At 72.3% G+C, this 23,519-nt stretch carries 19 protein-coding genes; 12 read left to right on the top strand and 7 right to left on the bottom strand.

Features of this window, described 5'->3' with window-relative positions:
- Nucleotides 1–111 precede the first annotated feature (111 nt).
- The 5 genes from ACZ6BB_RS31090 to mug all read left to right on the top strand — a co-directional run bounded on the left by ACZ6BB_RS31090 (nt 112) and on the right by mug (nt 6,200).
- Nucleotides 112–2,133: a LodA/GoxA family CTQ-dependent oxidase gene (locus tag ACZ6BB_RS31090; protein ID WP_471618430.1), complete on the top strand. Its 2,022-nt coding sequence runs from the start codon at nt 112–114 to the stop codon at nt 2,131–2,133.
- Nucleotides 2,130–3,326 carry an NAD(P)/FAD-dependent oxidoreductase gene (locus ACZ6BB_RS31095; protein ID WP_471618431.1) on the top strand — a complete coding sequence of 399 codons (1,197 nt, stop codon included), beginning with the start codon at nt 2,130–2,132 and terminating at the stop codon, nt 3,324–3,326. Before ACZ6BB_RS31090 ends, ACZ6BB_RS31095 begins: the two co-directional genes overlap by 4 nt.
- A gap of 410 nt (nt 3,327–3,736) precedes the next feature.
- Nucleotides 3,737–4,075, top strand: coding sequence for a DUF4326 domain-containing protein (locus ACZ6BB_RS31100; protein ID WP_471618432.1), 339 nt, complete (start codon nt 3,737–3,739; stop codon nt 4,073–4,075).
- A gap of 140 nt (nt 4,076–4,215) precedes the next feature.
- Nucleotides 4,216–5,658 (top strand): adenylosuccinate lyase, encoded by a 1,443-nt coding sequence (gene purB / locus ACZ6BB_RS31105; protein ID WP_471618433.1) that lies wholly within the window; start codon nt 4,216–4,218, stop codon nt 5,656–5,658.
- Between the two features lie 44 nt (nt 5,659–5,702).
- Complete coding sequence (mug, locus tag ACZ6BB_RS31110) at nt 5,703–6,200, top strand: G/U mismatch-specific DNA glycosylase (RefSeq protein WP_471618434.1); 498 nt, start codon at nt 5,703–5,705, stop codon at nt 6,198–6,200.
- 28 nt (nt 6,201–6,228) lie between these two features.
- Here the strand turns inward: mug and ACZ6BB_RS31115 are convergent, their stop codons facing one another.
- Nucleotides 6,229–6,666, bottom strand: coding sequence for a hypothetical protein (locus ACZ6BB_RS31115; RefSeq protein ID WP_471618435.1), 438 nt, complete (start codon nt 6,664–6,666; stop codon nt 6,229–6,231).
- A 345-nt stretch (nt 6,667–7,011) separates the two neighbouring features.
- Here ACZ6BB_RS31115 and ACZ6BB_RS31120 point away from each other — a divergent pair, with 345 nt between their 5' ends.
- Entirely contained in the window at nt 7,012–8,169 is a 1,158-nt protein-coding gene (locus ACZ6BB_RS31120) for an ROK family transcriptional regulator (RefSeq protein ID WP_471618436.1), read from the top strand.
- A 99-nt stretch (nt 8,170–8,268) separates the two neighbouring features.
- Here ACZ6BB_RS31120 and ACZ6BB_RS31125 read toward each other — a convergent pair whose 3' ends face one another.
- Together ACZ6BB_RS31125 and ACZ6BB_RS31130 are read right to left on the bottom strand one after the other, a co-directional pair.
- Nucleotides 8,269–9,030: a GntR family transcriptional regulator gene (locus ACZ6BB_RS31125; protein ID WP_471618437.1), complete on the bottom strand. Its 762-nt coding sequence runs from the start codon at nt 9,028–9,030 to the stop codon at nt 8,269–8,271.
- 307 nt (nt 9,031–9,337) lie between these two features.
- Nucleotides 9,338–10,225, bottom strand: coding sequence for an RNA polymerase sigma-70 factor (locus ACZ6BB_RS31130; protein ID WP_471618438.1), 888 nt, complete (start codon nt 10,223–10,225; stop codon nt 9,338–9,340).
- A 159-nt stretch (nt 10,226–10,384) separates the two neighbouring features.
- On the opposite strand from ACZ6BB_RS31130, the gene ACZ6BB_RS31135 reads away from it, so the two are divergent.
- Nucleotides 10,385–11,218, top strand: coding sequence for an alpha/beta fold hydrolase (locus ACZ6BB_RS31135; protein WP_471618439.1), 834 nt, complete (start codon nt 10,385–10,387; stop codon nt 11,216–11,218).
- A gap of 279 nt (nt 11,219–11,497) precedes the next feature.
- A complete protein-coding gene (locus ACZ6BB_RS31140; protein ID WP_471618440.1) occupies nt 11,498–12,388 on the top strand; it encodes a MerR family DNA-binding transcriptional regulator in 891 nt (296 codons plus the stop codon).
- Nucleotides 12,389–12,819: 431 nt separating this feature from the next.
- Here ACZ6BB_RS31140 and ACZ6BB_RS31145 read toward each other — a convergent pair whose 3' ends face one another.
- From ACZ6BB_RS31145 to ACZ6BB_RS31155, 3 genes are all read right to left on the bottom strand, one after another.
- On the bottom strand, nt 12,820–13,710 hold the full coding sequence (locus ACZ6BB_RS31145; RefSeq protein WP_471618441.1) for an NmrA family NAD(P)-binding protein: 891 nt from the start codon (nt 13,708–13,710) through the stop codon (nt 12,820–12,822).
- Nucleotides 13,711–13,794: 84 nt separating this feature from the next.
- Nucleotides 13,795–14,235 carry a MarR family winged helix-turn-helix transcriptional regulator gene (locus tag ACZ6BB_RS31150; protein ID WP_471618442.1) on the bottom strand — a complete coding sequence of 147 codons (441 nt, stop codon included), beginning with the start codon at nt 14,233–14,235 and terminating at the stop codon, nt 13,795–13,797.
- Nucleotides 14,236–14,396: 161 nt separating this feature from the next.
- The gene (locus tag ACZ6BB_RS31155) at nt 14,397–14,579 is read right to left on the bottom strand and encodes a hypothetical protein (protein WP_471618443.1); all 183 of its coding nucleotides are present in this window, start codon (nt 14,577–14,579) and stop codon (nt 14,397–14,399) included.
- 80 nt (nt 14,580–14,659) lie between these two features.
- Here ACZ6BB_RS31155 and ACZ6BB_RS31160 point away from each other — a divergent pair, with 80 nt between their 5' ends.
- The 4 genes from ACZ6BB_RS31160 to ACZ6BB_RS31175 all read left to right on the top strand — a co-directional run bounded on the left by ACZ6BB_RS31160 (nt 14,660) and on the right by ACZ6BB_RS31175 (nt 21,961).
- The gene (locus ACZ6BB_RS31160; protein WP_471618444.1) at nt 14,660–16,255 is read left to right on the top strand and encodes an alkaline phosphatase D family protein; all 1,596 of its coding nucleotides are present in this window, start codon (nt 14,660–14,662) and stop codon (nt 16,253–16,255) included.
- A 128-nt stretch (nt 16,256–16,383) separates the two neighbouring features.
- Complete coding sequence (locus tag ACZ6BB_RS31165) at nt 16,384–17,817, top strand: SWIM zinc finger family protein (RefSeq protein ID WP_471618445.1); 1,434 nt, start codon at nt 16,384–16,386, stop codon at nt 17,815–17,817.
- Nucleotides 17,814–20,480, top strand: a complete 2,667-nt coding sequence (locus tag ACZ6BB_RS31170; RefSeq protein ID WP_471618446.1) for a DUF7824 domain-containing protein — start codon at nt 17,814–17,816, stop codon at nt 20,478–20,480. The genes ACZ6BB_RS31165 and ACZ6BB_RS31170 overlap by 4 nt, the downstream gene beginning before the upstream one ends.
- 197 nt (nt 20,481–20,677) lie before the next feature.
- Entirely contained in the window at nt 20,678–21,961 is a 1,284-nt protein-coding gene (locus ACZ6BB_RS31175) for a GNAT family N-acetyltransferase (RefSeq protein WP_471618447.1), read from the top strand.
- A gap of 287 nt (nt 21,962–22,248) precedes the next feature.
- Here ACZ6BB_RS31175 and ACZ6BB_RS31180 read toward each other — a convergent pair whose 3' ends face one another.
- Nucleotides 22,249–23,475 carry a trans-sulfuration enzyme family protein gene (locus ACZ6BB_RS31180; RefSeq protein WP_471618448.1) on the bottom strand — a complete coding sequence of 409 codons (1,227 nt, stop codon included), beginning with the start codon at nt 23,473–23,475 and terminating at the stop codon, nt 22,249–22,251.
- Between the last annotated feature and the right edge of the window lie 44 nt (nt 23,476–23,519).

The raw sequence follows: 23,519 nt of genomic DNA on the forward strand, positions 1-23,519 counted from the left end.
GTCAGTGACGTTCGGACGTCGATCGGCTGCTGCGTGGTGTGACCCCCGGGCGGAATTGCACGTCTTACGTTCGAGACCGCATCCCCACGGCCCCCCATGGAGGGTTCTTCGATGGACAGTCAGATCGTGAAGGTGAAGATTCACCCCGCCATCGGTGTCGCCCGGGTCGGCAACAGTGTCGAAGCACCCTTCATCGGCCCGGAATCACCGGACCAGAGACCAGCGGACCCCGGCTCCTACAAGGACGGATCCGGGGCGCTCCGGAGGCAGGCCGCACGCTTCCGTGTATACGGCTACAACGCCGCGGGGGAGGTCGTGAGGGAACTGAAGCCGGGCGACGAGGGTGTCTCCGAGATCCAGTGGACCGTTCATCTGGCCAACAAGAAGGCCGCCTGGTACCAGTTCCATCTGGCGCTGGACATCCCCGAGGGCAAGACGCTCGCGGCGGAGCAATACTCGCTGCGCAACGCCGACGTCGTGGGTGCCGAGAGGAAGAAGCTGGTCAACGACCCCGGAAGCCGGACCGTCCGCGGCTCGAAGACCGAGACGCAGAAGTTCGACACCGGCAAGATCATGGGCAAGGCGGTGTACCTCGGCGAGATCTCCACGCGTGCCGACGGCCGCCTGGTGGTGCTCGGTGGCCGGGGAAACTCCGCCTCCTACAAGAACCAGCCGATCACCGGAGTCGCCAACAACAACACCTGGTACGACGACGTGTCCGACGGCCCGGTGACGGCGAAGGTCCGTATCGACGGCAGGGATCTGACCGCCGCCCCGGCCTGGGTCGTGGTGGGGCCTCCGCACTACGCCCCCGGCGTGAAGTCCATACGTACCCTGCACGACCTGCTCTTCGACGTCTTCGTCCAGGCCGGTTCGCTGACCCGCCCGCAGCAGATCTCGTTCACCGATCACATCGAGCCGATACTCCGCCGATTCTGCGATCTGCAGTGGGTCAATCAGGGTTTCGCGGCACAGTTCGGCTGGAACGGCCCCCACTTCTTCCTCTCGCCCGCCATGCGGAAGAGGCTCGCCGATCCGTCCGACCGGAACCGGGAACTGCGCCGCCAGACGTACGCCGCCCTGCGCGACTACGACCGGGACGGAAAGTCCCCACTGCCGTGGCCGTGGATCTACGGCGACGCCATGGCCAGCAAGCCCAAGTCCGTACGCCAGCACCTGGCGCTGTCCCCGACCCAGGACTGGATGCTGCAGCGCTGGGCGGACGGGGCGTTCCGGGCCGGACCCGTGCGGCAGCCGCGCCCCACGGTCGACGACGCCCCTGTCGCCGAGCAGCCGGGGCTGCTGGACCGGGCGGCCCTGGAGAACTGCGCCGCCGACGCGTTCCACCCGGGGTGCGAGGTCACCTGGCCGATCAGGCACGCGAGCATGTTCAGTGAACCCTTCCGCATCCTGCACCGCGCCACCGGCACCACGGAACCCGACTACGGGCCCACCCTCACCGCGCAGGAGGCGGTCGCCGCCAACGGCCCCCTGCACGCGCAGGGGCCCGGCGACCTCACTCGCTGGATGGCCGCCCCCTGGCAGGCGGATACCGCGAGCTGCCGCTCCGGCTACGAGGTGCTGGCCAACCTGGGGCCCCGATACAGCCCTTACCTGCCGACCTTCTGGCCTGCCCAGGTACCCAACCATGTCCTCAAGCTGGAGGACTTCGAGAAGGTCAACACGCCGCCGGCCGGGAGCGACGACAGCGCCCGGGAAGAGGCGTTCGAGCGACGGGCGACCTGGCTGCGCGGCCTCAGCGGCACCATGAACCAGCAGCGCACGCAGATGATCAAGGACTGGTCCAGACTCGGCATCGTCGAGGTCCGCGACTACACCGTGGGCGACGGGAAGTTCCCGGCACGGATCCTGGTGGAGTCGCGCCCGGGACAACCGCTCGATCGGGCACCGGACACGGCGAACCTCGTCAACCTGCACGTGCCCGAGGCGGGTCCGCACGTGTTGTCCGCGGCGGCGGGCATCCGGCCCGAGGGCAGGCCCGCCCCCGAAACCGTCGAGGCCGAGTCCGCGGCACGGGTGATCGGCGAGGCCGCCAGGGCGACCGGCTACCGCGAGGACGAGATCACCGCCGGATATCTCGAGATACTCGACCCCTTCCGCGACGCGCGGTGAGCACCGCACTCGCTCCCGGCGCGGACACCTACGACGTCGTGGTCGCGGGCGGCGGCCCCGCCGGCTGCGCCGCCGCGCTCGTTCTCGCCCGTGCCGGCCGTACGGTTCTGCTGGCGGACGCCGGCACCGGACCGCCCAAGGTCGGCGAGACGCTCGTGCCCGCCGGGCGGGTTCTGCTCGGCGACCTCGGCGTCGCCGACCGCGTTCTCGACTCCGGACATCTCCCCTGCTACGGCAGCCTCTCGGCGTGGGGTTCGGCCGACCTGCAGGCCGTGGACTTCATCAACGACCCGCACGGCCATGGCTGGCACCTCGACCGGCGGTTGTTCGACCGGCGCCTGCGCGACGCCTCGCGCGCGGCGGGGGCCGAGGTCGCCGAGGGCTCGGCCGTACGCGAACCCGCGCGGACGCCGGACGGCGGCTGGACCCTGGTCCTGCGCGGCAGCACCGGCCCTGCCGACAATCGGTCCGGTGGCGAGCGTACGGTGCGCTGCCGCTGGGTGATCGACGCCACCGGCCGCGCCGCCGCGATCGCCGTCCGGTGCGGGGCCCGGCGGCGGGTCGGGGACCGGCTCACAGCTCTGTACGTGCCTCTGGAGGCGGACCCGGTGGACACCGACCGCCGTTCGCTCGTCGAGTCCGACGAGGACGGCTGGTGGTACACCGCCCCCCAGCCCTCGGGCGGGCGCCTGGTCGCCTACTTCACCGACGCCGATCTGCCCGCCGCTTCCCACACCGCGCGCCACTTCCACCGACGGATGTCGGCCACCCGCCACGTGTCCCGATGGGTCCACCGGGACGGGCCCCCGCCCGCGTCACCCGCGGCGCCCCGCCGGGCCGCCGCGCACACAGCACACCTCGACACGGTGTACGGAGACGGCTGGACCGCCGCCGGGGACGCGGCGGTCGCCTTCGACCCGCTCTCCTCCCAGGGCGTGCTGACCGCTCTCTACACCGGGCTGGGCGCGGGCCTGGCCGTCGACACCCGCCTGGGTCGCGCCCCCTACGGCGCGGACTCCGCCCTCGCCGCATACGCGGAGCAGGTCGCTGCCGCACGGAGCGCGTATCTGCGCGGCCACCGTGTCGTCCACGCCCAGGAGGCCCGCTGGATCGACCGCTCCTTCTGGGCGCGGCGCCTGGCCGACATCCCCGACTCGTCCCGCCGACCACAGGAAGGGTCCAGCACGTCATGAACGAAGGGGCCGGCACGTCATGAACACGGAACGGCACCGAGGCGTCACCGAGATGGGCTGGGGCGTGCCGCAGCAAGGGCACTCGGCCGGACCGCGCCTTCCGGCCGACGCCGACCGAGCGCGGCGGCCCGGGTGTCGTCGGGGTGCGCTCGGACACGCGGTCCGCCCAGGACGGCGGCCCGCACCGTCCCTGTCGGCCGGAGCAGGCCCTGCGCCACCGGGACACGCCCGGCTCGGTCCGTGATCCGGTACCGGCCGGCGGCACAGGCGCGCCCCACCAGGGCGACCCGGCGTCCCGGCTCGAAGGAGCCGCTGCGCTCGCGGTTCACCGCGCGGGCCACTCGGCCGGCCCGAGTTGCTGCCGTACGAGGGCCCGCTACGGTAGGGAACCGCCGTACCGGGAGGCGCGTGTGACCACGACCGTGATCAACCTCAAGGGCCGCATCCGCGACTTCGGCCCCCGGCTGGAATTCGCTCCCAGCGACGTGGTGTACATCGGCCGTCGCTGGACCATGGGCCACTGGGACCTGCCGCGGCATCCGCTGTTCAACCCGTTCCAGTACGACACCGAGAAGAAGAAGCGCGACGGGACGCGGGCCGAGGTGATGGCGAAGTACCGGGAGTACCTGACGTCCGACCCCGAGCTGATGGCTCTCGTACCGAAGCTGCGCGGCAAGACCCTGGCCTGCTGGTGCGCCCCGGAGCCGTGCCACGGGGACATCCTGGCGGAGCTGGCGGACGGGCACTGAGGACGCGGAGCCCGCGGGTGCCCCGCGGGTGCCGGGCGGCGCCTCGCCACGCCTCCCGACCTCCGCGACCGGGCTTCGTAGGTTCCTCCGAAGAGACCCTGGGCGCCCACCTGCACGAATCGCCAGTAGAATCCGTACACGTGACTTCCGCGCCAGCCAAGCCCCGCATCCCCAACGTCCTCGCCGGACGCTACGCCTCCGCCGAGCTCGCCACGCTCTGGTCGCCCGAGCAGAAGGTGAGGCTGGAGCGGCAGCTCTGGCTGGCCGTGCTGCGGGCGCAGAAGGACCTCGGTATCGAGGTGCCGGACGAGGCCCTCGCCGACTACGAGCGAGTCCTCGACACCGTCGACCTGGCCTCCATCGCCGAACGCGAGAAGGTCACCCGGCACGATGTGAAGGCGCGGATCGAGGAGTTCAACGACCTCGCCGGGCACGAGCACGTCCACAAGGGCATGACCTCCCGCGACCTCACCGAGAACGTCGAACAGCTGCAGATCCGGCTCTCTCTGGAGCTGGTGCGCGACCGTACGGTGGCCGTGCTGGCCCGCCTCGCCAAGCTGGCCGGTGAGTACGGCGAACTGGTCATGGCCGGCCGCTCGCACAACGTGGCCGCGCAGGCCACCACCCTCGGCAAGCGGTTCGCGACCGCCGCCGACGAGCTGCTCGTGGCGTACGGGCGCGTCGAGGAGCTGCTCGGCCGCTACCCGCTGCGCGGCATCAAGGGCCCGGTGGGCACGGCCCAGGACATGCTGGACCTGCTGGGCGGGGACGCGGGCAAGCTCGCGGAGCTGGAGGACCGGATCGCCGGGCACCTCGGCTTCGCGCAGGCGTTCACCTCGGTGGGGCAGGTCTACCCGCGCTCCCTGGACTACGACGTCGTGACGGCTCTCGTCCAGGTCGCGGCGGCGCCCTCGTCGATCGCCAAGACGATCCGGCTGATGGCCGGGCACGAGCTGGTGACCGAGGGCTTCAAACCGGGCCAGGTCGGCTCGTCCGCGATGCCGCACAAGATGAACACCCGCTCCTGCGAGCGCGTCAACGGCCTCATGGTCATCCTGCGCGGCTACGCGTCGATGACCGGTGAGCTGGCGGGCGACCAGTGGAACGAGGGCGACGTCTCCTGCTCGGTGGTCCGCCGGGTCGCGCTGCCGGACGCCTTCTTCGCGCTGGACGGCCTGCTGGAGACGTTCCTCACCGTTCTCGACGAGTTCGGCGCCTTCCCGGCCGTCGTCGCCCGCGAGCTGGACCGCTACCTGCCGTTCCTCGCCACCACCAAGGTGCTGATGGGCGCGGTGCGCGCGGGCGTCGGCCGCGAGGTCGCGCACGAGGCCATCAAGGAGAACGCCGTCGCCTCCGCGCTCGCCATGCGCGAGCAGGGCGCCGAGCGCAACGAACTCCTCGACAAGCTCGCCGCCGACGACCGCATCCCGCTGGACCGTGCCCAGTTGGACGCGCTGATGGCCGACAAGCTCTCCTTCACGGGCGCCGCCGCCGACCAGGTCGCCGTGGTCGTCGGCCGGATCGAGGAGATCGTGAAGCAGCGTCCGGAGGCCGCCGGCTACACGCCCGGGGCGATCCTCTGACCCGCTACACCCAGGCCGAACTGGAGGCCGCCCGCGACCGGCTGGTGCCGGATGTCACCGCGGACGGCCTCCGGGTGCTTTTCTGCGGCATCAACCCGGGGCTGATGACGGCGGCGTCCGGCCATCACTTCGCCCGCCCCGGCAACCGCTTCTGGCCCGTGCTGCATCTGTCGGGGTTCACACCCCGCCTGCTCAAGCCGTCCGAACAGGGCGAACTGCCGTCGTACGGGCTCGGCATCACGAACGTCGTCGCGCGGGCGACGGCACGCGCCGACGAGCTGACGGCACAGGAGTACGTCGAGGGCGGACGCCTCTTGACCGCAAAGGTGGAACGCCTCCGGCCGCGCTGGCTCGCGGTGGTCGGTGTGACCGCCTACCGGGCCGCCTTCGGCGACCGCAGGGCCGCCGTCGGGCCGCAGGAGCGGACGATCGGGGCCTCGCGCGTGTGGGTGCTGCCCAATCCCAGCGGGCTGAACGCGCACTGGACGGCGGCGACGATGGCGGAGGAGTTCGGGCGGCTGCGGGTGGCGGCGGAGAGCTGACCGCCGCGCCGGGCGCCGGGACCGGCGGTCACGGCGGGTCGATCTCCGTTATCAGCGCGACGAGTTGGAACGGCTGCTCCTTGTCCCACTGGGAGACACCGAGGGCGACCCAGCGGCCGTCGGCCCGCCAGAGGTGCACATCCGGGACATGGGAACTGAGGGCCGCCCAGGGCTCGGGTATCTCCTCGCCCTCCATGGAGCGGTCGAGGACGCTCCACAGACTGAACACGTCCGGGGCGCCCCAGCGTGCGGTGAGCCGCTCCGAAAGGGCGTCCCGGTCCGCCTCGTACTGCTCCTCCGTCTCCTCCCGACGTGTGCCGTCGTCGTCCCAGAAGTCGGCGCTCGTCGCTAACTCGGCGACGTGATAGCCCGGTCCGGCCTCTCCGGCGTCCGACCGGCAGGGCTCCCCCGGGAAGGGCTCGGAGCACAGCCGGTCGATGACGGCGAGGTGCTGGGTGATGCTCATGCGGTCCAGTAAAGCGGGCACCACTGACAATTGGCACGGAGTCAGGCGGCCGTGCGGCAGGGACGGCCGGCCGCCGGCATCCGGAGGACCGGCCCGTGTACGGCCGAGGACTCGCCCGTACCGACCGAGGTCCGGCAGAGGTCCGGCCCGATGCCCGGCCAGAGGTCCGGGGGACGTCCAGTCGTTGCGCGGCCGCTCGGGCAGGTGTCCCCACAGCTCGCCCGGCGGGCGGTCGGTCGGGCGCCTAGGCCGGGATTCCGCAGGTCGGGGGCGGCGGGCACTCGCCCGGCACCGCCGTGGCGAGTACCATCCGGCACACACGCGCGCGAGCTGGGAGGACGGACGTTGGGGCGACTGACCGGCGGGGATCCCTCTCTGCTCCGCAGGATCAACTCGGCGGTGGTGCTGCACGCGCTGCGCGCCACCGACCACGCGACCCTGACCGAGATCACCAGGGTCACGGGTCTGTCCCGGCCCACGGTCGAGGGCGTGGTCGAGGGGCTGGTCGAGGCCGGCCTCGTCGTCGAGCAGGCCGCCGAGGAGGGTGCCGCCCGGCGGCAGGGGCGCCCGGCGCGGCACTACCGGTTCCGGGCGGAGGCGGGCCATCTGCTGGGCCTGGACGTGGGCTCGCACCAGGTGACCGCGCTGCTCGCGGACCTCGACGGCAGGGTGCTGGGCTCCCTGTCCAGGGAGATCTCCGAGGCGGCGTCGGCGGACGACCGGCTGGAGCGGCTGCGCTCGACCGTGGCCGAGCTGCTGCGCAGGTCCGGTGTCTCACGGGCGTCGCTGCGGGCGGTCGGTGTCGGCAGCCCGGGGATCATCGAGGCCGACGGCGCCGTACGCCTGTGCGCGGCCCTGCCGGAGTGGACGGGCCTGAACCTGGGCGAGCGGCTGAGCCGCTCCTTCAAGTGCTCCGTCCTGGTCGAGAACGACGCCAACGCGGCGGCCGTCGCCGAGCACTGGAAGGGCGCGGCCGCCGAGTCCGACGACGTGGTGTTCGTGCTGGCGGGCCTGAGCCCGGGAGCCGGTTCGCTGATCGGGGGGCGGCTGCACCGCGGTTACGGCGGCGCGGCCGGCGAGATCGGGGCGCTGCACCTGCTGGGCCGTGAGGCCACCCCGGAGGCGCTGCTGTCGACCACGGGCGAGCCCCTGCATCCGCTCGACGAGCAGGCGGTCGCCGAGGTCTTCAAGCACGCGCGCGAGGGCGACGAGCGGGCCCGCGAGGCCGTGGACCGCTTCATACAACGGCTCGTGCACGACGTGACGGCCCTCGTCCTCGCCCTCGACCCGGAACTCGTGGTCGTCGGCGGCTGGGCGACCGGCATCGACGACGTCCTCGACCCGCTGCGCGACGAGCTGGCCCGCTACTGCCTGCGCCCGCCCCGCGTCGCCCTCTCCCGCCTGGGTGAGACGGCCGTCGCCATGGGCGCGCTCCGGCTCGCCCTGGACCATGTCGAGGAACAGCTGTTCGCGGTGGAGGGCACGGTGACCGCGCGGCGCTGAGCCGGTTCTCCGGCATGAGGGCCGAGCTGACCTGCGGACACAAGAACGCCGCGCCCCGGGGGCGCGGCGTTCTGTGGCTCGCAGGGGCTGCCGGCGTCGTCAGGACGCGTGGCGCTCCGGGCCGTGGTGGATCTCGACGCCGCCCGAGTCACCGAAGGTCAGTCGGCAGGTGTCGGCACGGTAGGTGGCCAGGGAGACCGCCGCCGTGCGTCCCTCGGCGTGGAAGCGGGTGGTGACGACGAGGACGGGCGCGCCGGGCAGCCGGTCGAGTTCCTTGGCGTCGTCCGCGCGGGCGGAGCCCAGCTCCACCGAGCGGTCCTGCCCCTCCAGCTCCAGGCGCTGCAGCTCGCGCAGCACGGCACGCGCGCGTGCGGCGCCCGAGGGCGCGTCTATGGCGGAGAGGGCGGGCACCGAGTCCGCGGGGATGTAGAGCAGCTCGGCGGCGACGGGCTGGCCGTGCGACACACGGGAGCGGCGTACGACGTGCACCTGCTCACCGTGCACGCTCTCCAGGATGTCGGCGACCGCGGCGGGCGGTGCGGCGGACGTGCAGTCCACGGCCTGCCAGGCGTCGCCGGCCGTGCCCGGCCACGCGTGCTGACGGGTGCCGACCGCGACGCGCACGCGCGGAGGCGCCACGGTGGTGCCGACGCCGCGACGGCGCTGCAGCCGGCCCTCCAGTTCGAGCTGCTCCAGCGCCTGGCGGAGCGTGGCTCGGGCGACCCCGAAGCGGGCGGCGAGATCACGTTCGTTGGGCAGGATCTCTCCCACCGAGAACTCGGAGTCCAATGCCTCACTGAGCACGGTTTTCAGATGCCAGTACTTCGGTTCCGGCACCGTTTCGAGCTGCTGGGTCCCCACCCTGTCCTCCGCTGCTTCGCCGTGTCCCGGCGGCGTTTTTAGCGCCCTTGTTTATTAAAGGTTGTTGCACTTTCTTGCGACCATAGGCCCGCCCCCACCCTTGGTCAAGACCAATCATCGGCCGCCGGGGCGTCGGGCCGGCCGGACGCCCGGCAGCGTTCATCGAGGCTTCACGGCAGGACGGCGGACCGGACTGCGGGCCGGGGCAGGAAGCGGCGAGGAGGGGGCGGAGGCGGGCCGGGGACCGGGGCGGCGATCACGCCGGGCCCGGAAAGAGCACGAACAGCCGCCTCCCTCACCCGGAGAACTACTGCTCCACCGTCAGAGACCCCAGTTTTTCCGGGTTCCGCACGATGTAGACGCACTGGATACGCCCGTCGGCGACATCGAGCTGGAACACGCTGTCGATCTCGCCGCCGGCTTGGAGGACCACCGCGAAACCTCCGTTGACCTCCATGAAGCGGAACGACGCGTCCGCGAGGCCCTTGCCGGCCACGCCGTGCAGGAACCGTCCCACCTTGTCGGCGGTTTCGAGGACGCGCACCGGGGCCTTGCCTAGACCGCCGCCGTCGCCCACCAGGCGCACGTCGGGAGCCAGCAGCGACATCAGTCCGTCCAGGTCACCGCCGGCCGCCGCGGCGAGGAACCGCTCGGTCAGCTCCCGGCGTTCGGCCGGATCCACCTCATAGCGCGGACGCCGCTCGTCGACATGCCTGCGGGCGCGCCCGGCGAGCTGACGCACGGCGGGCTCGGCGCGGTCGATCATGGCCGCGATCTCGGCGTACGGGTAGCCGAACGCCTCCCTGAGCACGAACACCGCGCGCTCCAGGGGCGAGAGGGACTCCAGGACGACGAGGACGGCGAGCGAGACGGTGTCGGCGAGGACGGCCCGCTCGGCGGTGTCCTCCACGGTCACCCCGTAGTCGGTGACGTAGGGCTCGGGCAGCCAGGGGCCGGGGTACGCCTCGTTGCGGGACTGCACCTGGCGCAGCCGGTCGATGGAGAGCCGTGTCGTGACGCGGACCAGGTAGCCGCGCGGTTCGCGCACCTCGGACCGGTCGGCGCCGGACCAGCGCAGCCAGGCCTCCTGGACCACGTCCTCCGCGTCGGCGACACGGCCGAGCATGCGGTAGGCGACTCCCATGAGGACGGAGCGGTGCTCTTCGAAGACGTCGGTCGCGATATCGGTGGTCACCGCTCCATCCCATCCCGGGGGACGCGGGCCTGTCCAGGCGATTCCGGGCCCGCTCGCGGGCTTGTTACCCACAGGGACTACCCGCCGGTAGCAGTTGCTGACAAGCTGTCTATGAACGTCGTACGTCCGCGCGCCCACTCCCAGACGAGGAGCTGCACCATGTCCGCCGCCACGGTCTCCTTCCAGGTCCCCTCCCCGCTCGGCCCGCGGCCCGTGACGGTCTCCTACACGCGCGAGGGCACCGGTGAGCCGCTGCTCCTGCTGCACGGAATCGGCCACCACCGGCAGGCCTGGGACCCGGTGACGCACATCCTGGCCGCCGAACGCGAGGTCATCACCGTGGACCTCCCCGGCTTCGGCGAGTCCCCCGCGCTGCCGGACGGGCTCACCTACGACCTGCCCACGACATCGGCCGTGTTCGGCGCCTTCTGCGAAGCACTGGAACTCGACCGCCCCCATGTGGCGGGCAACTCCCTCGGCGGTCTGCTGGCCCTGGAACTGGGCCGCGAGAAGCTCGTACGGTCCGTCACCGCCCTGTCCCCGGCCGGGTTCTGGAACGAGGCCGAGCGGCGTTACGCGTTCGGCATCCTGCTCACCATGCGGCACATCGCGCGGCGCATGCCCCTGCCACTGGTCGAACGGCTGTCCCGTTCGGCGGCCGGCCGCACCGCGCTGACGAGCACCATCTACGCCCGTCCGGGCCGCCGTTCACCCGAGGCCGTGGTCGCCGAGACCCTTGCGCTGGCCGGCGCGACGGGGTTCGACGACACCCTGCGGGCCGGCGGCAGCATCCTGTTCACCGACGACGTCCCCGGCCTCCCGATCACCCTGGCCTGGGGCACTCGGGACTGGCTGCTCGTCCCCCGCCAGGGCGTCCGCGCCAAGCGGATCATCCCCGGTGCCCGCCTGGTCCGCCTCCCCGGCTGCGGCCACTGCCCCATGAACGACGACCCGGCCCTGGTGGCGCGCGTGATCCTCGACGGCAGCCGCTGACCCGACGGCACCCGCCGACCGGTGGCGGGACCGGCGCCCCCGAACCCGGGCGACCGACAGCCCCGCACCCACCGACGGACCCGTACCTCGTGTGACGACGCAGCCTGGTTGGCAAGACCCGCCGTTGGCTGGAGCTGGTCGGAGGCTCACGGGTGACTCTTGATCGGTCCCGGCGGCAGCCAGGGCCTGACTCCGGTGGCACCTGGATGGAGTTGTTGCACATGCCGTAGCGGCATGTGGTGGGGTCGGGGCACCACAGCACGAAAGGCTCTGTCTGCGATGTACCCCTCCCTCACGCCTCCCCGGCAGGTCAAGATCGGTGATGCCGCTGCGTTCGCAGGGATCACCCCACGCGCCATCCGCCACTACCACGAGATCGGTCTGCTGCCGGAGCCCGAGCGCGGCGGGGACGGCCGCCGCCGCTACGGCTATGACGACATGACCCGCCTGCTGTGGATCCGCAAGATGGCTGATGCAGGTATCAGCCTGGACGACATGCGGGCCGCCTTCGGCGAAGCCCGGGACGAAGCTGGAGACGAAGCCCTGGACCAAGCCCCGGATATCGAGTCGGTCCTGAGCCGGCTGGAGGAAACCTTGGCGGCGCAGGAGGCCGCCATCAAACGTCGGCGCTCGGCTGTCCAGCGCCTGCAGGCGGTGGGCAGCCCGCTGGGGCTGCTCTCCGAACCGGTCACGGACCGGCTCAGCCACCTGCCCCCGGGCGCGTTGCGCCCCTCCGATCTGGACGCCCTGCTAGTCACAGAACGGATCTTCGGGCCGCTGGGCGCCGCCATCCAGGCCGGCACGTTCATCGTGCTGGCCACCCACCCCGACCTGCGGGCCGAGGAGGACCGTCTTGAGGCGGCCGAGGCCGCCCTCGACGACGGCGTCGAACCCGACGACCCGCGCGTCGAAGAGCTCGCCGTACAGCGATGCGCTCACCAAATGGCCCTGAATCAGGCCATCGAGGCAGCCGGTCTCGACGCGGACGAGGAGAAGATCTTCGAGATCTACGACGCCGACCTGAAAGGGGAGGAGGGCACAGAGATGAGTGCCGCCGCAGCGATCACCAAGATGCCTTACGACTTCTCTCCTGCCCGGATGCGCTGCGTGGAACTCGCCGGACGGCTCTTCGGCGAGGCCCTTGCCGACGCCCACTCCGCGGACAGCTGATCGCCTGTGCCTGGCACTGACGTGGCCCGACAACCGGTCGCGTTCATCCGCATGTGACCGATCGGGTCAGACGTCGAGCCCGGGCCGTAGCCAAGAGTGACATCACAACTGGCCGTACGCGGGGATTCCGAACTGGCCGCTGGCACACGGTCAAGCCTATTCCTGCCATCCGCTATACGGGTCCAGACGCCGGCGCGGCGGGCCTCGCGGGCGTAGTCGGTGAGGCCTTTTGGTTGGCGGCCCGGGGCCTCCTGGACGTGGATCCTTACCTCGCCGTCGACCGGCGGCCTCTCGACAACCAGTGTGCCGGTGTCGGCCTTGGGCACGCCCCGGGAGCTTCGTGACTACTTCAACCGTTGGCGGATGCGTTGCCGTGCCCAGAGCGCCGAGACCGTGGGCACGATCGCGGGGCCTTCATCGCGGCCGGAGGCTCAGGAACCAGCCACGTTCGTGGGCGCGCTCCAGCCGGTAGCTCGGATCCACTCGACCAGGTCCAGGGTGGCCGGCTCGATCGAGCGCACCACCGCCAGGTCCGAAGGGTATTCCGCCGCCTTCGCGAACTGGCGGAACATCGCCTTGTCGAGGTCGTTGGGAAGCACGCTCAACGGGAGGGCCTCGTACCGTGCCGGGAGCCCGGCGCGCGCGCCGAACGCCGCGGCGATCTGGGGGCCCGTCAGCTCGTCGCCGACGAGCTCGACGACTCCGCCGGGCGCCTCCGCGGTGTCGAGCAGGAGCGCGGCGGCGACCCGGCCGATGTCCCTGACCGAGATCATCTTCAGGGCGACGTCCTCCGGCAGCGGCAGCCTCAGCACGATCTCCCCATGCTCCAGGCTCGGTGCCATCACGCTCGCGAAGTTCTCCATGAAGGCGGTCGCGCGAACCATCGCGGCCCTCAGGCCGGACTTCCTCAGGTGCTCCTCGATCCAGTGCTTCGAGTCGTGGTGCGGCACACCCGACTCCCGGTCCGCTCCGAAGACCGAGTTGAACACGACGTGCGGGACGCCCGCCTCGACCGCCGCGTCGACGAGCGCGGTACCGATGCGGATCTCCGCCTCGACCTCTTCCAGGCTGTTCGCCTCCGGGGTCATGAAGTAGAACCCCTCGACCGTCGCCAGCGCGGCGGCCAGTGACGCCGGGTCGTCGGCCCGGATGGCCGCCAGCTCGACGCCGCGGGCGGCCAGCGCCTGAGCCCGGTCGGACTGCGGGTTGCGCACTAAAGCCCGCACCCGCGCCTTGTGGTCCAGTAGCGCGTCGACCACCGCCCCGCCCTGTTGCCCCGTCGCGCCGAAGACTGCGATCGTGCCGGTCGTCTGTGTGCTCATCGCTGCCACCCTTCACTAGTTCACGCCATGAACGAAACTAGTTCACGGCATGAACTACGTCAAGGTGCGGGTGTCAGCGGGACCTCACGGTGTGATGGGCGGGTTCGAGGTGGGCGAAGAGAGGTCCGAGGTGTCCACGATGGCGGTGGCCACGCGCTCGAAGTCGCGCTGGTCGTCGGCGTCGAGGTTCCTCGCGATCTCGGGCAGGCGCTTGGCGACCGCGGCGTAAACGGCCTCGCCGAGCACCTTCCCCGTAGGCGTCGCCCTGAGCATGACGACCCGTCGGTCCTGCGCCGAGCTTGCCCGGCCGACCAACTCGCGCCGCGCGGTGCGATCGACCAGCTGGCTCAATGCGTTCTTGGTCATACCCAACGACGCGGCGAGGTCGGCCATCTGCCGCGGCTCGTTCCTGACTGCGCAGAGCAGCGTGGCCTGCGAGGGGGTCAGGTCGAACTCGGCGCAGATCTGCGCGTACTTGCGTTGAATCACAACCGAGAGCCAGAAGAGCTTGTCGCCATAGTCCACGCCGGCCTCCCCGTCCGATGACGAACGATCAGCCTACTCGTCGCGGGCCGGCAGACCACGCCACCCACCAGGAGATGCACACCTCTGCGAGACCGGCCTGGCACCCCTACCCCGACCACTTTGATCGACTTACCCTGTCCCTTCACCCTCAGGTGGCGCCTCTACCGGCGCCCGACGGGTCGCGCGCCGGTGCCATGCCACTTCTGTGCCGCGTCGAGGGTGGGGTAGCCGGTGTATCCGGTGCGGTCGCCGCCGTAGAAGGTGGCCGGGTCGGCCGCGTTCAGCGGGGCGTTCGGCCATCCGCGAGTGTCACCGCTTCCCCAGGCGTCCGGCCAGTTGTTCACTTGTCGTTTGCGTGTGCGCTGCGGCGTACCCGTAGTTGTGGCTGTGCACATCGGCAGGATCCGTCACTGGAGGCGCTTTCATGTCACACCGTCCACCGAGTCCCCCGCCCGGTCGCCGCAGCGTGCTGCGCGGCTCGCTCGCGGCGTCGGCCGCGCTGGCGCTGCCCGGCTCCGTCGCACTCGGTTCGGCGCCGGCGCTGGCCCTCTCGGGGCGGCCGAAGGCCGGCTGGGGTGTGCAGGCCGGCGACGTGACCGCGCACTCCGGCCTGGTGTGGGTGCGGTCGGACCGTCCGGCCCGGATGATCGTCGAGACGTCCGCCACCGAGTCGTTCCGCAACCCGCGCAGATGGCACGGCCCGCTGCTCGGCGCTGGTACGGACTTCACCGGTACGACGCGACTGCGCGGCCTGCCCTCGGGTGAGCAGATCCACTACCGGGTGCTGCTCGCCGACCCGGACGACCCGCGCCGCACCGGTGAGCCGGTCACCGGCACCTTCCGTACGACATCGCTCAAGCGGCGCTCCGGGGCGCGGTTCGTGTGGTCGGGCGACCTGGCGGGCCAGGGCTGGGGCATCAACCCCGACCGTGGCGGCTACCGCATCTTCGACGCGATGGGCGCACTCGACCCGGACTTCTTCCTGTGCAGCGGCGACACCATCTACGCCGACGGCCCGATCGCGGCGACGGCCGCGCTGCCGGACGGGAGCACCTGGCGGAACGTCACCACCGAGGAGAAGTCGAAGGTCGCGGAGACGCTCGCGGAGTTCCGGGGCAACTTCCGCTACAACCTGCTGGACGAGAACCTGAAGCGGTTCAACGCGCAGGTCCCGTCGATCGTGCAGTGGGACGACCACGAGGTCACCAACAACTGGTACCCGGGCGAGATCCTCACCGACGCCCGGTACACCGAGAAGAGCGTGGACGTGCTGGCGGCACGGGCGCGGCGGGCCTTCGGCGAGTACTTCCCGATCTCCACGCTGCGGCCTGGCGCCCGGGAGGGCCGCGTGCACCGCGTGCTGCGCCACGGCCCCTTGCTGGACGTGTTCGTGTTGGACATGCGGACGTACCGCAACGCCAACTCACCCGACACACAGACCACCGACGCGGTGGGCATCCTGGGCGCCGAGCAGTTGGAGTGGCTCAAGCGGGAGCTGGCGAAGTCGCGGGCGGTGTGGAAGGTGATCGCCTCCGACATGCCGCTCGGGCTGGTGGTGCCGGACACCGGCGACGGCCGACCGAACATCGAGGCCGTCGCCCAGGGCGACCCGGGTGCGCCGCTCGGTCGGGAGCTGCAGATCGCCGAACTGCTGCGGTTCGTCAAGCACCGCCGGATCACCGGCACGGTGTGGCTGACGGCGGACGTGCACTACACCTCGGCGCAGCACTACCAGCCGTCGCGGGCCGCGTTCACCGACTTCGAGCCGTTCTGGGAGTTCGTCTCGGGTCCGCTCAACGCGGGCGCCTTCCCGGCGAACGCGCTCGACAACACCTTCGGACCCGAACGGGTGTTCATGAAGGCGCCGACGACGGCGAACGTCTCGCCGGCGGGCGGCTACCAGTTCTTCGGCGAGGTCGACATCGACGGCCACAGCGGGGAGCTGACGGTACGGCTGCGGGAGCAGGACGGGACCGTGCTGTACACGAAGGTGCTCCAGCCGGGTCTCGTCGGGCAGTGACCCGGATGGTGTGAGCCGCGTGCCGTGAGCTGAACACCGCGCGGCGCGCGCCGTGGGCCGTAACCCGCGAACTGCCTCGTTTCCGCAGGTCAGGTGAGGTTGTCAGTGGTCGCGCCTACGGTTTTCCCATGACGCGATCCCTACAGGCCGTGGCCTACACCCGACCCTCCGTGCTGGAGTCCGTTGCGGGCGGACACCGGCTCGGGCTGGAGACCTCGCGGGGTGCCACCCCGACGGGGATCCAGGACCATCCGCGGTTCTTCGCGGGGTTCCTGACCTCCCCCAAGGTGGCCGCGGCGGGCTTGCTGGCGGTGGCCGACGTGGCGGCCGCTCGGTACCACCAGCAGCAGCTGCGGGCCTCGCTGGACCCGGTGGTGACGGGCAACGGGGACCGGCTGCGGTTCGAGTCGTTCTCGGGCTGCGGCGGGGTGTACGCCCGCCTGGACGTGCTGGAGCCGGGCCTCGACGGCGGCGAGGTCGGGCACGGCACGACCAACGTGGACGTCAACAACCCGCTGCGGGAGGCGCTGTCCCGGGTCGGCGGGGACGATCCCCTGCATCTGCGGGTCGGCCCCGAGGAGTTGGCGGTCACCACCCTGGACGGCCCGGTGGTGGAGAAGAAGGTGCCGCTGCCGGACCGCTGGCTGCGCGGGTTCGCCGAGGCCCAGGTCGTGGCTGCGGGATTCGACCTGCGGGCCGAGCTGACCGCAGCCGAGGCCGTGCGGTTCCTGCGGTCGCTGCCCCGGGCCGGCGCGCGCGGTGCCTCGCGGGGCGCCCAGTGGGTCGTTTCCGCCGGGCGCACCCTGCGGCCGACCACCCGGCCCGTCCCCGGCGCGGTGTGCCTGCCGGGCCCGGAGCGGCTGGTGGCCCTGCAGCGGGTCCTGCGCCATGCCACGGCCCTGCGCGTGTACGGCCCGCCGGCCCTCGGTACCGCCGCCCTGGCCAGTGCCTGGGAGGTCGTGCTGCCCGGCATGCGGCTCACCCTCACGCTCTCCCCGGAGGCCGGGCGGGGCTTCTCCGGCGAGGGCGGTGTGCTGGAGGCGCTTGCCGCCGACGAGGCCGCCGGGGACGCGGAGCTGATCGCGGTCCTGCTGGCCTGGGAGCCGCGCGTCGACGTCGGGGAGCTGGCCGCCTCCTCCGGCCTGCCGGCCGACCGGGTGCGGGCGGCGCTGATCCGGCTCGGCACCTCGGGACGCGTCGGATACGACACGGCGGAGGCCGCCTACTTCCACCGCGAACTCCCCTACGACGCCGACCGCGTCGAGCGCCACAACCCGCGCCTGCGCTCGGCCCGCGCCCTGCTCGCCGCCGATGCCGTCGCCCTGGACGGCGACCTCGGCACGGTCACCGCCGAGGACGGCCATGTCCACCGCGTACGGGACGGCGGCGGGATCCTGAGCTGCTCCTGTCTCTGGTGGGCGAGGTACCGGGGCGGCCGCGGCCCCTGCAAGCACGCGCTGGCGGTGCGGATGGCCCGCCGGGGCGCCACGGCGGAGCCGGTGGGAGCGAAGGCCGGCGCGGGCACGGGATTCGGTGCGGGGTTCGACGGGGGTGCGCGATGAGTGCGCAGGCGCTGATCGAGGCGGTACGGGCGGGGGCCATGAGCGACGTGATCGCCCTGGTGGACGGTATGACGGACCCCGAGCGGCGTGCGTGCATGCCGGAGTTGAGGCGCCTGCGCGGGGAGCTGCGTGCGCAGTCCTGGCAGTTCCCGGCTCAGCGGGCGTATCCCGCCCTGCACGCGGCGGGAGCCGCCTGCCAGACGGGCGCCGCGGCCGTGGCGACCTGGCTCACGGGGTCCGAGCTGCGATGGCGACAGGCGCCGCCGGCAATCCTGATCGACGTGCTCGGCGACCGCGATCCCGCCTGGCTCGCGGATCTCGTACGACGGCTGGCGGAGCGCCCCGAATCGGCCCGCGTGCCGTACGAGCTGATGGCCGGCCTCGTCCGGCTCGCGGGCTGCCCGGTTCCCACGTCCGAGGCGTATGTGCGGGGCTGGATGGACCACATCGGCCGGGCCCGCCGCAGGGGCGGCACGGTTCTCGGCAACCTCCGCAAGGATCCACATCTCGGGGAACTCGTCGCCGCGCTGTTCGAGACGGGGGAGATCGGTGCCGGCGGCGCATGGCGGTACGGCGAAGGTCTGAACGACTGGACGTACGCCCTGACCCAGCTCACGGAGGCCGGCCTCCTGGAGCGCAGGGCCATGATCGACGGGTGCGTTGCCCGGCTGCTGCGCGGGGGCGGCTCCACCGCGGACAACAAGACCTTCCTGGGCCTGCTGACCGCTCTCGACCTCACCCGCGACGAACAGCGCGAGCGGATCGCGGACTGGACGGCGCTGTGCTCCGACGGCCCCTCGGCGGTGGCCGCGCACGCCCAGGCCCTCCTCGCCGGGCTCGCTCTGGACGGCGAGGTGGGGTCGCACCGGCTCGCCGAGCTGTCGGACGCGGTGCTCTTCCGCACCGAGAAGAAGCTCGTCCGGGCCCAGCTCGTGCTGCTGGGCAAGGTGCTCAAGCGGGATCCGTCCATGGCGGCCGAGCTGCTGCCCGCCGTGGCACGGGCCTTCGGGCACGAGGACACGGAGGTGCAGGAGAGGGCGCTGAAGCTGGTGGAGCGGCACCTCCCCGCCGTCGACGCCGGTCTTCTCGGCCACGAAGCCGCCGACCTGCTGAGCCCGGGTCTGCGGGCACGGGCCCGCGGACTGCTGGGCGCCCCGGCCGCGCGGGCCGAAGCCGAGACGTACCGGGAACTGCTGCCGCCCGTTCCGTCGCCGACACGGCTCGCTCCCGCGCCGGGGACGGTCACGGAACTGGCCGAGGAGGTGAGCGCCCTGCTGGCGTCCGACGGCGAGGTGAGCGCGTTCGAACGGGCGCTGGACGGGCTCGTCCGGCACACGCACCGCGACCGGGGCGCGCTCGTCGCGGCCCTGGAGCCCGTCGTGGCGCGCCGCTGGTGGGCGGGGATCGAACAGGATTCGGTCGACCGTCACTTCCAGGACTCCCCGTACGGGCTGGAGGTCGTCCTCGCGACCCTCTTCGATCGGGTGTCCACGTCCACGCTGTATCCGGCGCGCAACGGGGCCTCGGAGTCCGCCGGTTGTGTGCACAGTGCTCTCGCCTGGGCGTTCGAGGCCAGGCTGTGGGAGGTCGCGTACCGGATCCGGGCCGAGCCGCTGCCGTTCCTGCTGGCGACGCCCACCTGGAGCACGGGTTCGCTGGAGCCGGACGAGCTGGTGGCACGCCTCGACGCGTACCGGCGACTGGGGGTGCGGCCGGGCGAGGCGGACTTCGCGCAGGCGCTGGTACGAGTGCGGCGCGACGACACCGCCGCGCTCGCGTCGGCGGCCGTGGCGGCCCGGGGGCTGGGCACCCGGGAGGGCGACCGGCTGGCGGAGTGGCTGCTGACGGACGTACCGTCCCAGCCCCTCCAGCGCAGCCGTACGGCCGGGCCGAGGATCCTCGTGGAGTTCGGCGAGCTGCCTGAACTGCTGCGCGAGTTCTTCCCGCGGGAGTTCCGGCGACTGGGCCACCCCCTCTCGGTGTACCGGGGCAGCTGGCGCTGCCCCCACTGGCGCCACGAGGAATGGCGACACTGGCTCGCGGTGGTACCGGGGCGGCCCGAGCTGATGGCCGGGCGGATCCTGCGCGACCTGTCGCTCGGGGCCATCGAGGACACCAACTCGGGGTTCTCCTTCCTGCCGACGCTGGCCGAGGCGGAGGGGGAGACGGGTGAGGCCGTGCGCCTGTGCGTCGCCTACGGCCTGGGCGCGCGCCGCCCGGCAGACCGGCTCGCCGCCGTGGACGCCCTGCTGGTGCTGGCGGCGCGGGGGCAGCTCGACGCGAAGCGGCTGGGCGCCGACCTCGGACAACTCGCGGCGGTGGGGAGTGTCAGGCCGTCACGGCTGGCCGAGGCGATACGGACGGCCGCGGCGGCCGGGGCGTACGGTACGGCCTGGGCGGTGCTGCGCGAGGCGTTGGCGCCGCTGCTCGGCGCACTCGCGGGCGAGGGTGCGGCGCGGACTGCGCCGCGCGGCCTCGGGGATCTGCTGGCCGTCGCCGCCGAATGCGCGGAGCGATGTGGGGCCCGCGGGGAGCTGCCCCATCTCGCGGAGGCGGCGGACCGGCGGGGCTCGTCCCGGCTGGTGATCCAGGCCCGGCGACTGCGCGCGGCACTGGAGCAGGGGCAGGTGCAGGTACAGGAGCAGGCCGCCCCGGCCGCCTGACCGCCGGCCTCACCCCAGTGGCCAGTAGCCGGTGGCCGGTGGCCGGTGGCCACTACGGTCATCGTTGGCGCCGCTTACGACAGCATCAGTCATACAAAATGCAACAAAAGGCGCGGAACGATGCTTTTACCGGTCAGTCACAAAGCGTTCGTGATCACGCAACACGATTCGTTCACAGTGGCCACATGACTCCTGACATGTCTGATGAGCCACGGGCGCGCGACGGCCGCCCGGCGCACCACCGCCTGCGGTCCCTCACGACCGGGCTCCGTGGCTGGTGGGAACGGCGCCTCGGGCACGCGCCGCCGGCGAGCGATACCGACACCCGGCCGCCGCTCAGCGAGGGGCAGCAGGCCGGGCCGTCCGAGGCAGGCGTCCCGGCGGGCACAGGTACGACCCTGATGTGGCGGATGCGGACGACGGTGCGGGACGCGCCGGGATCGCTGGCCGTGCTGTGCACGGCGCTGGCGGAGCACCGGATCGACATCCTGAGCCTGCAGACGCATCCGCTGGCCGAGGGCACGGTGGACGAGTTCCTGCTCCGGGCGCCCGCGGAGCTGTCGGCCACCGAGATCGGCCGGGCCGTGTCGGTGGCGGGCGGCACCGGCACCTGGATGGAGCGCGGTGACGCCCACGACCTGGTGGACGCGCCGACCCGGATCCTCGGCCTGGCCACGCGTACGGCGCTGGACGCGGCGGAACTCCCGCTCGCGCTGCGGGAGTTGCTGGGCCGCTGCACGATCCGCTCGCTGCCCGCCACCGCTCCCGGCTCGGGCCGGGAGCAGGAGAGCGCCCCGGTCGAAGGGGTCCTGGAGGAGACGGTGATGCGGCTGCGGGCGCCGGAGGGTGGGGTGATCACGGTGGAGCGGCCGTATCTGCCGTTCACGCCGACGGAGTTCGCACGGGCGCGGGCCCTGGTGGAGCTGGACGCGCGACTGGGGCCGCGGATCCCGCGCGACCGGGACGTGCTGACGCTGCCCGAGGGCAACGACATCATGGTCGGGCGTGCCGACGCCGGGGATCTACGGGCGGCGAAGGAGATGCACGAGCGCTGCTCCCCGCGCACGCTGGGCATGCGGTACCACGGGCCGGTGGGTGACGCCGACCGGTATCTCCGGCATCTCCTCAGCCCCCGCTTCGGACGGACGCTCGCCGCACGGACGACGTCCGGTCGTCTCGTCGGACTCGGGCACCTCCTGTGGGACGGTGACGAGACGGAGATCGCGCTGCTCGTCGAGGACGACTGGCAGCGGCGCGGGATCGGCGGCGAACTGCTGCGCAGGCTGGTGGACATGGCGGCCGAGTCGGGCTGCGCGAACGTGTACGTCGTGACGCAGTCGTCCAACACGGGGATGGTCGCGGCGATGCGGGGGCTCGGGCTGCCGATCGACTACCAGATCGAGGAGGGGACGCTGGTGATCACCGCACGGCTGGACGAGGTGCGGGTGGTGGGGGCCGCGGACGGGCGCCGCAGGGGTTGACGAGGAGTGTCGAGTGCAGGTGTGTCGGGGGCTTGGTCGCACAGCTCCCGGTGCGCCTGACGGGCGCGATCGCGGGACGACGATTCCCCGCTTCCACACGCCGGCCACCGCATCAGGCCCCTCGTATCCGCCGCATCCGCCACCCCGCATCCCGCATCCCGCATCCCGCATCCCGCGAGGGAATCGAAGCAGGGACCAGGCGCTTGGGTCGCCCCCCGGAGACCCAAGCGCGTTCCGGTCGAACCGGGTCGCTCGCAAGCGGCCCGAGCCGCCCGGACCTCAGGAACTCAGGCCCGGCTCGCCGACAGTTCGGCTCCCTCGCCCATGACCCGCTCCCCCGGCACCGCGGTGGCCCGCTCCCCCAGCGCCGTGTCCAGGTCCGCCCACAGGTCGTCCACGTCCTCCAGGCCCACCGACATCCGCAGCAGCCGGTCGCTCACGCCCGCACCCCGGCGGTCGGTCTCCTCCACGATGCGGTGGCTGATCGAGGCCGGGTGCTGGATGAGGGTGTCCACGCTGCCGAGGCTCACCGCCGGGGTGATCAGCCGGACGGCGGCGATGACCTCGTGGGGGTCGCCGTGGACCTCGAAGGCGATCATGGCGCCGCCGATGCGCGGATAGTGGACCCGGGCGACCCGCGGGTCGGCGGCGAGGCGGCGGACGAGTTCCGCGGCGGTCGCCGAGGCCGCGCGGACGCGGACGGGAAGGGTGGACAGGCCGCGCAGGAGGAGGTAGCCGGCGAGCGGGTGGAGGACGCCGCCGGTGGCGAAGCGGATCTGGCGCAGCCGGCCGGCGAACTCCTCGTCGCAGGCCACGACCCCGGCCATGACGTCACCGTGGCCGCCCAGGTACTTGGTGGCGCTGTGCAGCACGAGCCGGGCACCCTGCTCGACGGGGCGCTGCAGGACGGGCGTGGCGAAGGTGTTGTCCGCGAGCAGCGGAACCGAGCCGGCGGCGTGGGCCAGGGCCCGCAGGTCGAGTTCGGCGAGGGTGGGGTTGGCCGGTGACTCGACCAGTACGAGACCGGTGTCGGGCCGCAGCGCGTCCGCGACGCCGGCCGGATCGACCCAGGTGACCTCGGTGCCGAGCAGCCCGGCGGTGAGGAGATGGTCGCTGCAGCCGTACAGGGGGCGTACCGCGACCACATGGCGCAGGCCCATCGAGGCGCGGACGAGGAGTACGGCGCTCAGGGCGGCCATGCCGCTGGCGAAGGCGACCGCGCTCTCGGTGCCTTCGAGACGGGCGAGGGCGGTCTCGAAACGGGCGACGGTCGGGTTGCCGAGCCGTCCGTAGACGGGCGACCCCTCCGGCTCGGCGCCGTCCGTGGCGAAGGCGTCGATGCGGGCGGCCTCGCCCCGGCTGTCGTACGAGGGGTAGGTCGTCGACAGGTCGATGGGAGGGGCGTGCAGGCCCAGGCGCGCGAGGTCGTCGCGGCCGGCGTGCACGGCCTCGGTGGCCAGTGCTCTCGGCGCGGTGCGTGCGTGGTCGTACGCGTGCGTGCTCGCTGAGTTCATGACATGAGAGTGAACATCGGCCGGGCGGAGGCGGAGGTACACCG

The sequence above is a fragment of the Streptomyces sp. NPDC041108 genome, assembly GCF_055592645.1.